Below are 13,003 nucleotides of genomic sequence, written 5' to 3' on the forward strand. Positions count from 1 at the left end.
GCACATAGAGGTATTACAATGGGATTATAAACATTATTTATAAGTTTTATAATTATAACTATTTGACACCGCAAAGTTTTTGTCTAAATTTTCAGAATTTTTTCGTGTTAAAATATTGAAAAAAGCTAAAAAAGTGATAAAATGGAGTTATCACATTTAAAAGGAGATATCGCTTGACTAAACAATATAAAAATTACGTCAACGGTGAGTGGAAACTTTCTAAAGAAGAAATCAAAATTTACGCTCCCGCAACTGGTGAAGAACTTGGTTCTGTTCCTGCAATGAGCCAAGAAGAAGTTGACTATGTTTATGCATCAGCCAAAGCAGCTCAAAAAGCATGGCGTGCACTTTCATATGTTGAACGTGCTGAATACCTTCACAAAGCAGCTGATATTTTGGTACGTGACGCTGAAAAAATCGGTGCTGTTCTTTCAAAAGAAATTGCTAAAGGTTACAAATCAGCTGTTGGAGAAGTTATCCGTACTGCTGAAATCATTAACTATGCCGCTGAAGAAGGCGTACGTCTTGAAGGTGAAGTTCTTGAAGGTGGAAGCTTTGATCCAGCAAGCAAGAAAAAAATCGCTATTGTTCGTCGCGAACCAGTAGGATTGGTACTTGCTATTTCACCATTTAACTACCCAATCAACCTTGCAGGTTCTAAGATTGCTCCTGCCCTTATTTCAGGGAATGTTGTTGCCCTTAAACCACCTACGCAAGGTTCTATCTCAGGTCTTCTTTTGGCTGAAGCATTTGCTGAAGCTGGACTTCCTGCAGGTGTATTTAACACAATCACTGGACGTGGTTCTGTTATCGGTGACTATATTGTAGAACACGAAGCTGTTAACTACATCAACTTCACTGGTTCAACACCAGTTGGTGAACACATTGGTCACTTGGCTGGTATGCGTCCAATCATGCTTGAACTTGGTGGTAAAGACTCAGCTATCATCCTTGAAGATGCTGATCTTGACTTGGCTGCTAAAAACATCGTTGCTGGTGCTTATGGATACTCAGGACAACGTTGTACAGCTGTAAAACGTGTTCTTGTTATGGATAGCATTGCTGACAAATTAGTTGAAAAAGTTTCTGCACTTGTTAACGACTTGACTGTTGGTATGCCAGAAGATAACGCTGATATCACTCCACTTATCGATACAAAAGCTGCTGACTATGTTGAAGGTCTTATCAAAGATGCTCAAGAAAAAGGTGCTAAAGAAGTTATCTCATTCAAACGTGAAGGTAACCTTATCAGCCCAGTCTTGTTCGATAATGTAACAACTGACATGCGCTTGGCTTGGGAAGAACCATTTGGTCCAGTCCTTCCATTTATCCGTGTAAACTCAGTTGAAGAAGCTATCGAAATTTCAAACAAATCTGAATACGGTCTTCAAGCTTCTGTATTTACAAACAACTTCCCATTGGCATTCAAGATTGCTGAACAACTTGAAGTGGGTACTGTTCACATTAACAATAAAACACAACGTGGTACAGATAACTTCCCATTCCTTGGTGCTAAGAAATCTGGTGCTGGAACACAAGGTGTGAAATATTCAATTGAAGCTATGACAACTGTCAAATCTACTGTATTTGATATTGCCAAATAATACATTTAAGGTTAGAACATTGTTCTAGCCTTTTTGTTTTTTCAGAAATAGAGGAAGGGAAGTTGTTCTTTTTTTGAAAATTTTTAGAAATTATTTCTTTTTTCTAATATTTTTACACTTTTAATTATGAAAACGCATACTTTTTTGGTAGAATGAAATTAACCATACAATAGGAGGTAGAAAATGGTAACACGTAATCAATTTTCAACTTTAGAAATGCGCAAATCAAGTCCGTATTTTTCTGCATTAAAAACTATTGTCGAAACAGCATTTTATGAAAACCAGGTTCACCCAATTAAAACCTTAGAAGAGGCATATCAACTGGCTTCAAATGCTGCAGGTACAGTGATTTTAGACATGCCTGTCATTCATACTAAGGAATTGGGACTGCCTTCCTATGCTCGTGTGTTGTTAACAAATTCTGGTGCAGTCGTTGGACGAACAGCTAAAGCCCGTCGAATTTTTGGCCAAGACGAAGAGGAAGATGAGCGTTTGTTATCCATTGTCAGAAGTGCTGTCTATCAAGCACATCGTCGTCAATTTTACAAAGCTGATGCTATTGTTGGGTTAGATGAAAAATTCATGGTACGCGCCCATTTGATGGTGCCAGAAGAAGAAGTCAATAATCTTTATTCATGGTTATTGAATTTCCAAATTCTAGATGAAGAATTCAAAAATCGTTTGAAAGTTTCTAAGGTCTACAATGAAGATGATATTTTTGTCTTCTTTAATCCAAGATGGTCTCATCCAGATTACCCAGATGGTTTGGTCTATTTTGATACTAATCACAACTGTGTAGCTATTTTAGGACTCAATTATTTTGGTGAATTGAAGAAAGCGACTTTGACACTTGCCTGGGGAACAGCTGCACGTAATGGTTACGTGTCATGCCACGGTGGTTTGAAGATTTTCCAAGGAAAAGAAGGTCAGAAGGATTATGTAGCTTCATTCTTTGGTTTGTCAGGTTCAGGAAAATCTACTTTGACTCACGCTAAACATAATGGAAAATATGATATCAAAGTTCTACACGATGATGCTTTTGTTATTTCTGAAAAAGATGGCTCATCAATTGCCCTAGAACCATCATATTTTGATAAGACAAATGATTACCCAACAGGACATCCTGAACAAGATTTCTTTGTGACAGTTCAAAACTGCGGGGTGACTTTGGATGAAAATGGTCGTAAAAAATTGATGACAGAAGATATCCGAAATGGTAACGGTCGAACGGTTAAATCTCGTTTTGCGACACCAAATCGTGTTGACCATATCGAAGAGCCGATTAATGCCATCTTTTGGATTATGAAAGACGATTCTCTACCTCCATTGATTAAGGTTAATGACCCTCTCATGGCAGCAACGATGGGATGTACCTTGATGACTAAACGGTCAAGTGCTGAAAATATTGAAGGAAATAAACAAACACTTGTCATCGAACCATTTGCCAACCCATTTAGGGTTTATCCGCTCGTTGAAGATTATCAAAAATTCCGTTCACTATTTGAAGGAGATGTTGATTGTTACATCATCAATACTGGTACTTACATGGGACAAAGTATTCCGAAAGAAGTTTCTTTAGGTATTATTGAAAAGTTAGTTGATGGTGATGCTGAGTTTAAAGATTTTGGACCAATCGAAGGTTTCCAATATTTGGATTTGGCAGAATACCCTGTTCATCATTTTGACAGCAAGTATAAACAACTCATCCGTTCACGTATGCAGTTCCGTTTGAATTATTTGCTTTCATTCAACCAAAACAACCCAAAACTTGCTTTGCCAGTAGAAGCCATTTCACGTTTGGAAAAAGTGATTAATAATTTGAAATAGTACAATCAAAATCACGAGAAAGTTGACATTGATTGGATATTGCCATATTTTAGGAACATAAAAAAAGAGGCTAGACATTTTGTCCTAGCCTCTTTTTGCTTTTATTTCAAATGTAATTTTTGATTTTTTAGGTAAACTTCTGAAACAGGTGCGTATTTTTTAAGTTTTTTCAAGTCTTCTTTGTGGCTGACAAATGTGATAACAACACCTGATTTTCCCATACGTCCTGTACGGCCAGCACGGTGTGTGTAGGTTTCCTTATCACGAGCAACTTCAAAATTGATGACATATTCAAGATTGTCAATATCGATACCGCGTGCCACCAAATCTGTTCCCAGAAGAAGTGAGATATCATGATTCTTGAATTTTTCAAGGATGACTTTACGGAATTTTACATTGATATCTGAGGCTAAAGAAACAGCAGATGTGCGGTTGAACTGTAAGCGTTCCTCAGCTGCACCGAGGTCTGAAAGGCTATTGAAGAAGACGAGACCACGAAAATCAGGAATGTTTGCGAATTTACGAAGCAATTCAACACGGTCACGCTTGTCAACTGAAATGTAGTAGTGAGCAATCTGGTCAAGTTTTTGGTCAGAAAGATCGATAGTAATCGTATTTTCAGCTAAAACTTCAGGATCAACTTTATCTGTTGCGCTCATGTAAATCATTTGATGGTCGCGCGGAACACGGTGAATGATATTTTCAACAAAGTGATATTGTGAATCGCTAAGCAATTCGTCAAATTCGTCTAAGATGATGGTATCAACGTTCATCATTTTGATTTTTTTATGTTTAACGAGTTCAAAGACACGACCTGGTGTTCCGACAAGAATTTCAGGACCTTTTTTCAAACGTTCGATTTGACGTTTTTGGCTTGAGCCAGAAATAAAGAGTTGTGTAGACAGGTTTAATGGCTCAGCCCATGTTTTTGTAACTTCAAAAATTTGCCCAGCCAACTCGGTATTTGGAGCTAAGATAAGCAATTGCTGAGATTTTTTAGGCTTTAATTTTAGAAGTGCGGGAAAGAGATAAGCTAGGGTTTTACCAGTACCAGTCGGGCTAATGCCGAGTAAGTTATCTCCTTGTGAAATAGGCTCAAATACCTGTTTTTGAATGTCTGTCAGCTCTGAAAAGCTAAGTGATTTTAGCTGTTCTTGCCAAACTTGTGGAAATTGTGAAATCATAGGTTTCCTTTTCTATTCTATCTAGTCTTTACTTCATTATAACATAGAAAAAGCTAACTTTTTTTATTTAAAGGGCAAGTAAGGGATTTCAATGTTTGAAAATTTTAAAAAAAGTAGTAGAATAGATAGGAAATATTTTTTATTTGGAGTAATAAATGCGTAAAAAACCTATTATTATTGGTGTGACTGGTGGTTCTGGAGGCGGAAAAACCAGCGTTTCTAAAGCAATTTTGGCTAACTTTCAAGACCAAAAAATTGCTATGATTCAACACGATTCTTACTACAAAGATCAAAGCCATTTGACTTTTGAAGAGCGTGTTTCAACTAACTATGACCACCCACTTGCTTTTGATACTGATTTGATGATTGAACACATCAATGAATTGATTGCAGGTCGCCCAGTAGATATTCCAATTTACGACTACACACTACACACTCGTAGTGAAAAAACATATCGTCAAGAACCTCAAGATGTTATCATCGTTGAAGGTATCTTGGTTCTTGAAGACAAACGTCTTCGTGATTTGATGGATATCAAACTTTTTGTTGATACTGATGACGATATCCGTATCATCCGTCGTATTAAACGTGATATGGAAGAACGTGGACGTAGCCTTGATAGTGTTATTGAACAATACACTTCTGTGGTTAAACCAATGTTCCACCAATTTATCGAACCAACAAAACGTTATGCTGACATCATCATCCCAGAAGGTGCTTCAAACGTTGTCGCGATTGACCTTATTAACACTAAAATTGCTGCAATTTTGAAAGAAAATGAAGAATAAGTGAAGGGCTGGAAAATCCAGCTCTTTTTACTTTTAGTAATTATTTTCAGAAAATTTGTTTTATTTAGATTATTCTGTTGACTTTTACCTTAGAAAGGGGTATTATGTTAAAAAACGAAAAACATCGAAGGGAAAATAAGTCAATGACATTCGCAACAATGACAGTCTTGCTATTGCGTAATGAGGGCTAGTGCAGCATAAGCATTAGTCCTGTTTGGCTTACCAAGCGGGATAAAAACATCTCGCTTGACCGTGAGATGTTTTTATTTTTATCTTATTGTTTTTGCTAGAATTAGAAAGAGGTTACTATGCGTAAAGTTGAATTTCTTGATACCACTCTTCGTGATGGCGAACAAACGCCAGGGGTGAATTTTTCAGTTAAAGAAAAAGTTGCGATTGCTAAGCAACTTGAAAAATGGGGCATTGCATCAATTGAGGCTGGATTCCCAGCTGCTAGCCCAGATTCTTTTGAAGCTGTTCGCCAAATTGCTGAAGCTATGACAACAACAGCGGTGTCAGGATTGGCTCGTTCAGTCAAAGCCGATATCGATGCTTGCTATGAAGCTTTGAAAGATGCTAAATACCCGCAATGTCACGTCTTCATCGCGACAAGTCCAATTCACCGTGAATACAAACTGAAAAAGACAAAAGAAGAAATTCTTGATATTATCAAAGAACATGTAACTTATGCGCGTAGTAAATTTGATGTGGTAGAATTTTCTCCAGAAGATGCTACTAGAACGGAACTTGATTATCTTCTTCAAGTGGTTCAAACAGCGGTAGATGCTGGCGCAACTTACATTAATATTCCTGATACTGTTGGGTTTACAACGCCTGAAGAGTTTGGGCATATTTTCAAATACCTTATTGAAAATGTAACATCTGACCGTGAAATTATCTTTAGTCCGCACTGTCACGATGACCTTGGAATGGCGACAGCTAACACACTTGCTGCCATTAAAAATGGTGCAGGACGTATTGAAGGTACGGTCAATGGTATCGGTGAACGCGCAGGTAACGTTGCCCTTGAAGAAGTTGCAGTAGCTCTTAATATCCGCGAAGATTACTATCAAGCAACGTCAGATATTGTTCTTAATGAAACAGTTAACACCTCAGAATTGATTTCTCGCTTCTCAGGTATTCCAATTCCTAAAAATAAAGCAGTTGTTGGTGGAAATGCCTTTTCACACGAATCAGGGATTCACCAAGATGGTGTGCTTAAAAATCCACTTACTTATGAAATCATTACACCAGAGCTTGTTGGGGTTAAGCATAACTCACTTCCTCTTGGAAAACTTTCAGGTCGACATGCTTTTGTTGAAAAATTAAAAGAACTTGAAATTGCGTTTGAAGAGGCTGAAATTAAACCACTCTTTGGTAAATTCAAAAAGTTGGCTGATAAGAAAACAGAAATTACAGACGCTGATATCCGTGCTTTGGTTGCTGGAACAGAAATTGAAAATCCTGAAGGCTTCCACTTTGGTGATTTGAAATTGACATCTAATCCAGACGAAACGGTTACTGCTGAAGTGACAATGATTAATGCTGAGGATGAAGAAGTCGATGTAACAGCTGATGGTAAAGGTTCTGTTGAAGCTGTCTACAATGCCGTTGATAAATTCTTCAACCAAAAAGTTCGTCTGCTTAGCTACACTATGGATGCCGTGACAGATGGTATTGATTCTCAAGCGCGCGTATCCGTTTCAGTCGAAAATGATGATACAGGTACTATTTTTAACGCCTCAGGTATTGATTTTGATGTTCTTAAAGCTGGTGCCATTGCTTATGTGAATGCTAATGCTTTGGTTCAAAAGGAAAATGCGGGAGAAATTGGCAAGGCTGTTTCATTCCGTGATGTGCCAACAAATGATTAAGAAAGGATAGAGCAAGTAACGTATTTTCTTGCGAGTGATACAAGGATGACTAAAAAAATTGTGACATTGGCTGGTGATGGTATCGGACCAGAAATCATGGCAGCAGGTCTTGAAGTTCTTGAAGCTGTTGCTGATAAGATTGGATTTGATTATGATATCGATGCTAAACCTTTTGGTGGTGCAGGGATTGACGCTTGTGGTCATCCCCTACCAAAAGATACATTGGATGCTGCCAAAGCTGCGGATGCTATTTTGTTAGCAGCTATTGGTGGACCAAAATACGATAATGCAACAGTTCGACCAGAGCAAGGCTTACTTGCTATTCGTAAAGAATTGAATCTGTTTGCTAATATCCGTCCTGTTCGTATTTTTGATGCGCTTAAACACTTATCACCATTAAAACCTGAACGCATTGAAGGTGTAGATTTTGTGGTGGTTCGTGAATTGACAGGTGGCATTTATTTTGGCGAACACAAATTAGAAGATGAAGCTGCGCGTGATATCAATGACTACTCTGCTCAAGAAATCCGTCGCATCATTCGAAAAGCTTTTGAATTGGCACAAGTTCGTGGCAAAAAAGTGACTAGCATTGACAAACAAAATGTTTTGGCAACATCAAAATTATGGCGAAAAGTGGCTGAAGAAGTTGCGCTAGAATTCCCAGATGTGACTTTGGAACACCAATTGGTAGATAGCGCAGCCATGATTATGATTACTAATCCATCACGTTTTGATGTTGTGGTAACTGAAAATTTATTTGGTGATATTTTGTCTGATGAATCAAGTGTGCTTCCAGGAACTCTTGGCGTAATGCCTTCAGCTAGCCATTCAGAAAATGGGCCAAGTCTTTATGAACCAATTCATGGCTCAGCACCAGATATTGCTGGCAAAGGTATTGCAAATCCAGTCAGCATGATTTTGTCTGTTGCGATGATGCTTCGTGAAAGTTTCGGGGAACTTGCTGGGGCAGAAATGATTGAAGAAGCTGTCGACAAGACCTTTAACCAAGGTATTTTGACACGTGATCTAGGTGGTCAGGCAACAACAGCAGAAATGACAGCAGCCATTATTGCAAATCTATGAGTTTAAAAGATTATACAGTCCTTGCTTTTATCTTTTGGAATGTTTTTGTTTTTATCACTTATGGGGTTGATAAACAAAAAGCTAAGTCTGGCCATTGGCGAATTCCTGAAAAGACATTGTTGTGGGAAAGTATCTTGCTTGGTGGTCTTGGAGCTTTTCTTGGTGGAAAGATATTTCATCACAAAACATTAAAGTGGTATTTTAAAGCGTCTTGGTATTTAGGGATTATTATTGATATTGCTTTTATTTATTGGATTTCAGTCGTGTGGCATTAAATACTAAAAAGATAAGAGTAAAGACAGTGGAGGAAAATATGAGCGGAAAATCGATTTTTGATAAGCTTTGGGAACGTCACGTGATTACTGGTGAAGAAGGCGAACCTCAGCTTATGTATGTGGATCAGCATTATATTCATGAAGTAACAAGTCCGCAGGCCTTTCAAGGTCTTAGAGATGCTGATCGTAAAGTGCGTCGTCCAGAGTTAACATTTGGAACAACTGACCATAATGTTCCAACGGTTGACATTTTCAATATTCGTGATTTGATTTCAAAAAATCAAATTGACACTCTTGCAAGAAACGTTGAAGAATTTGGTATTGACGCAGCAACACATGGAAGCGAACGTCAAGGGATTGTTCATATGGTTGGTCCGGAAACAGGACGCAGTCAACCTGGCAAATTTATTGTCTGCGGGGACAGCCATACGGCGACACATGGCGCTTTTGGAGCTATTGCTTTTGGTATTGGAACATCAGAAGTGGAGCATGTGTTTGCGACACAATGCATTTGGCAAGTGAAACCTAAAAAAATGAAGGTCGAGTTTGTCGGAAAACCACAAAATGGGGTTTATTCAAAAGACTTTATTTTGGCTTTGATTGCTAAATATGGTGTTGATGCTGGCGTGGGTTATGCGGTCGAATATTGTGGTGAAGCTATTGATGCTCTTTCAATGGATGAACGCATGACCATTGCCAATATGTCGATTGAATTTGGTGCTAAAATGGGCTTGATGAACCCAGATCAAAAGACCTTTGATTATGTGAAAGGTCGTGAGGCTGCACCAAAAGGTGATAAATTTGAGCAAGCTGTAGAAGATTGGAAGACATTAGTTTCTGATCCTGATGCAGAGTACGACAAGGTAATCACTATCGATGTTTCTAACTTGGCACCTATGGTGACTTGGGGGACAAACCCTGAAATGGGTGTTGAATTTGGTCAACCATTCCCAGAAATCAAAGACATGAATGACGAACGTGCCTATCACTACATGGACATGAAACCGGGTGAGAAAGCAGAAGATATTGACCTTGGTTATGTCTTTATCGGTTCTTGTACCAATGCTCGTCTTTCAGACCTTCAATTAGCAGCTAAAATTGTTAAAGGAAAACACATTTCTCCAAAATTGACAGCTATCGTTGTTCCAGGGTCTCGTCCTGTTAAGAAAGAAGCTGAGCGACTTGGACTTGATAAGATTTTCTTGGATGCTGGCTTTGAATGGCGTGAGCCAGGCTGTTCAATGTGTCTTGGAATGAACCCAGACCATGTGCCAGAAGGTGTACATTGTGCCTCAACAAGTAACCGTAACTTCGAAGGGCGCCAAGGTTTTGGAGCTCGGACACATCTTTGTAGTCCTGCCATGGCGGCAGCGGCAGCGATTGCTGGTAAATTTGTAGATGTTCGTCAACTATCAGAAGTAGAATAAAGGAGAGAGACCATGGAAAAATTTACCGTCTATACAGGGAAGTCTGTCCCTTTGATGAATGATAATATTGACACTGACCAACTGATTCCAAAGCAATTTTTAAAAGCTGTTGATAAAAAAGGTTTCGGAAAAGATCTCCTTTTTGAATGGCGTTATTTAAATGATAATTACGATGAAAATCCAGATTTTATCTTTAATCAGCCTGAATATCGTGATGCGACGATTTTAATTTCTGGAGATAATTTTGGGTCAGGGTCATCACGTGAACATGCTGCCTGGGCACTTGAAGATTATGGTTTTCGTTGTGTGATTGCGGGTTCGTTTTCAGACATTCATTACAACAATGAATTAAAAAATGGCATGCTTCCCATTGTTCAACCATTGGAAGTGCGTCAAAAATTAGCTGCGCTACCTGCAGGAGAAGAAATTACCATTGATTTACCAAATCAAGTCATCAAATCATCAGCTGGCGAATTTCCATTTGAAATCGATAGTGAGTGGAAACGTAAGCTTGTTCTTGGTCTTGATGATATCGGGATTACTCTTCAGTATGAAGAATTGATTTCAGCCTACGAAAAAAATCGTCCAAGTTACTGGCAATAAAGTATTAAGCAGTAGGCAACCTAACTAAGCAGTCATTTTAATATAAATTGAGTTGAGATGCCATTGTCTCAGCTCTTTTTTACATCAAATTCACCCAAATATCATTTTTTCAAAGTATGACGAAGCAGGCTTTTTTTGATATAATTAAGCTTATGGAAAATACTAAGAAAATTGAGAATTATGAAATCATGTTAGCGCAAGCAAATGCTTTGTTTGCTAACGAAAAAAACTTGTTGTCTAACCTTTCAAATGCAAGTGCGCTCTTGAAGATGACTTTGCCAAATTCTGTTTTTACTGGCTTTTACCTTTTCAATGGTGAAGAGTTGCTTCTTGGGCCATTCCAAGGTGGGGTATCTTGCGTACACATTAAACTTGGTAAAGGTGTTTGTGGAGAATCAGCAGCTAAACGCGAAACAATGATTGTTGCAGATGTGACAAAACACGCCAACTACATTGCATGTGATTCTGCTGCCATGAGTGAAATCGTTGTTCCAATGGTTAAAGATGACAAACTTGTTGGTGTTTTAGATTTGGATTCACGTTTGACAGATGATTATGATGCTGTTGACCAAGAGTATCTTGAAAAATTTGCAGCTATTCTTGTCGAAAAATCATATTGGAATCTAGATATGTTTGGAGTTGAAAAATAATGTATCAAGCCCTCTATCGAAAATACCGTAGCCAAACCTTTGATGAAATGGTTGGGCAAACGGTTATTTCAACGACTTTAAAACAAGCAGTTTCTTCTGGCAAAATCAGCCATGCTTACTTGTTTTCAGGTCCACGAGGAACTGGTAAAACCAGTGCCGCTAAAATTTTTGCAAAGGCTATGAACTGCCCTCACCAGGTCAATGGTGAACCATGTAATCATTGCGATATTTGTCGTGATATTACAAATGGTAGTCTTGAAGATGTCATTGAGATTGATGCGGCGTCTAATAATGGGGTTGATGAAATTCGTGAAATTCGTGATAAGTCAACCTATGCACCAAGTCGTGCCACTTATAAAGTTTATATCATCGATGAAGTTCACATGCTTTCAACGGGGGCATTTAATGCGCTTCTAAAAACCTTAGAAGAACCAACAGAAAATGTTGTTTTCATCTTAGCGACTACTGAACTGCATAAAATTCCTGCGACAATTTTGTCACGTGTTCAACGTTTTGAATTTAAAGCGATTAAGTTAGCGGCTATTCGAGACCATTTGGCTAATATTCTTGGCAAAGAAGGCATTACATACGAAGAAGATGCTTTGACCTTGATTGCACGCTGCGCAGAAGGTGGAATGCGTGATGCTTTATCTATTCTTGACCAAGCACTAAGTCTTACAAGTGATAATCATGTCTCACTTGGCATTGCTGAAGAAATCACAGGCAGTATTTCAATGACAGCTCTGGATGATTTTGTAGCAAATATTTTAGCCAATCAAACAAGCCAAGCTCTGACAAATCTTGAAACAATTTTCGATAGTGGCAAGAGCATGAGTCGTTTTGCCACAGATTTATTGAACTATCTTCGTGATTTATTAGTGGTTCAAAGTGGCGGTGAAAATACACACACGAGTCAAGTTTTTCAAGAGAATTTGGCTAATGTTCAACAAGAGCGTATTTTTGCGATGATTGACTTGGTGACCAAAGCCTTACCTGAAATAAAAAACGGTGTTCAGCCTAAAATTTATGCTGAAATGTTAACCATTCAATTATCAGAATCAGGTAAACAAGCAGCTCTAGCCCAAGTACCAGAAGGTTTATCAGATGAACTTGCAAGACTACAGTCAGAAATCAAGGACTTGAAAGATGAACTAGCTAAACTAGATAGCTCTGCAATTTCACAAAAGGCGCCAAGCCGTAAAAAATCTAAGGCAAGTTATCAATACAAGGTTGATCGTGTTAAGATTTTGACGATTATGGAAGAGACAATCGTAGATAGTCAGAAATCAAGAGAGTATCTTGAAGCCCTTAAAGGCGCTTGGAATGAAATTTTGGATAGCATTTCAGCTCAAGACCGCGCACTTTTGCTTGGTTCTGAACCAGTTCTTGCAAATAGCGAAAATGCCATTTTAGCTTTTGATGCAGCCTTTAATGCCGAGCAAGCCATGAAACGAACAGACCTTAATGACATGTTTGGTAATATCATGAGTAAAGCTGCTGGTTTCTCACCAAATATTTTGGCTGTGCCTAGAAAAGACTTTAACAGCATCCGAACTGAATTTGCTCAAAATCTTAAAAAGAAAAAGCAAAACCCAGTAGAGGAAGAAGTCAAAGATGACTCTTTCATTCCAGAAGGTTTTGATTTTCTAGCAGATAAAATTAACAAAGTAGAAGATTAAAAGCCCAAC

The 13,003-nt window shown here is 38.3% G+C and carries 11 protein-coding genes; 10 read left to right on the forward strand and 1 reads right to left on the reverse strand.

Features of this window, described 5'->3' with window-relative positions; genetic code table 11:
* Positions 1–173 precede the first annotated feature (173 nt).
* Entirely contained in the window at positions 174–1,604 is a 1,431-nt protein-coding gene (locus E0E02_RS01060) for an NADP-dependent glyceraldehyde-3-phosphate dehydrogenase (protein ID WP_133017603.1), read from the forward strand.
* Between the two features lie 183 nt (positions 1,605–1,787).
* Entirely contained in the window at positions 1,788–3,431 is a 1,644-nt protein-coding gene (locus E0E02_RS01065) for a phosphoenolpyruvate carboxykinase (ATP) (protein ID WP_074559644.1), read from the forward strand.
* A gap of 101 nt (positions 3,432–3,532) precedes the next feature.
* Here E0E02_RS01065 and E0E02_RS01070 read toward each other — a convergent pair whose 3' ends face one another.
* Positions 3,533–4,615, reverse strand: a complete 1,083-nt coding sequence (locus E0E02_RS01070) for a DEAD/DEAH box helicase (RefSeq protein WP_133017604.1) — start codon at positions 4,613–4,615, stop codon at positions 3,533–3,535.
* Positions 4,616–4,770: 155 nt separating this feature from the next.
* On the opposite strand from E0E02_RS01070, the gene udk reads away from it, so the two are divergent.
* From udk to dnaX, 8 genes are all read left to right on the forward strand, one after another.
* On the forward strand, positions 4,771–5,403 hold the full coding sequence (gene udk, locus E0E02_RS01075; RefSeq protein WP_039697172.1) for a uridine kinase: 633 nt from the start codon (positions 4,771–4,773) through the stop codon (positions 5,401–5,403).
* Between the two features lie 308 nt (positions 5,404–5,711).
* Complete coding sequence (locus tag E0E02_RS01080) at positions 5,712–7,277, forward strand: 2-isopropylmalate synthase (protein ID WP_074563365.1); 1,566 nt, start codon at positions 5,712–5,714, stop codon at positions 7,275–7,277.
* 45 nt (positions 7,278–7,322) lie between these two features.
* Positions 7,323–8,360, forward strand: coding sequence for a 3-isopropylmalate dehydrogenase (gene leuB / locus E0E02_RS01085; protein ID WP_039697170.1), 1,038 nt, complete (start codon positions 7,323–7,325; stop codon positions 8,358–8,360).
* Positions 8,357–8,635 carry a DUF1294 domain-containing protein gene (locus E0E02_RS01090; RefSeq protein WP_133017605.1) on the forward strand — a complete coding sequence of 93 codons (279 nt, stop codon included), beginning with the start codon at positions 8,357–8,359 and terminating at the stop codon, positions 8,633–8,635. The genes leuB and E0E02_RS01090 overlap by 4 nt, the downstream gene beginning before the upstream one ends.
* 38 nt (positions 8,636–8,673) lie before the next feature.
* Positions 8,674–10,062, forward strand: coding sequence for a 3-isopropylmalate dehydratase large subunit (leuC, locus tag E0E02_RS01095; protein WP_133017606.1), 1,389 nt, complete (start codon positions 8,674–8,676; stop codon positions 10,060–10,062).
* A 12-nt stretch (positions 10,063–10,074) separates the two neighbouring features.
* Entirely contained in the window at positions 10,075–10,665 is a 591-nt protein-coding gene (gene leuD / locus E0E02_RS01100; protein WP_133017607.1) for a 3-isopropylmalate dehydratase small subunit, read from the forward strand.
* A 152-nt stretch (positions 10,666–10,817) separates the two neighbouring features.
* A complete protein-coding gene (locus E0E02_RS01105) occupies positions 10,818–11,315 on the forward strand; it encodes a GAF domain-containing protein (protein WP_014334492.1) in 498 nt (165 codons plus the stop codon).
* Complete coding sequence (gene dnaX / locus E0E02_RS01110; protein WP_133017608.1) at positions 11,315–12,994, forward strand: DNA polymerase III subunit gamma/tau; 1,680 nt, start codon at positions 11,315–11,317, stop codon at positions 12,992–12,994. The genes E0E02_RS01105 and dnaX overlap by 1 nt, the downstream gene beginning before the upstream one ends.
* Positions 12,995–13,003 lie beyond the last annotated feature (9 nt).

Source organism: Streptococcus sp. KCJ4932 (assembly GCF_004352745.1).
GTDB lineage: Bacteria > Bacillota > Bacilli > Lactobacillales > Streptococcaceae > Streptococcus > Streptococcus ruminicola.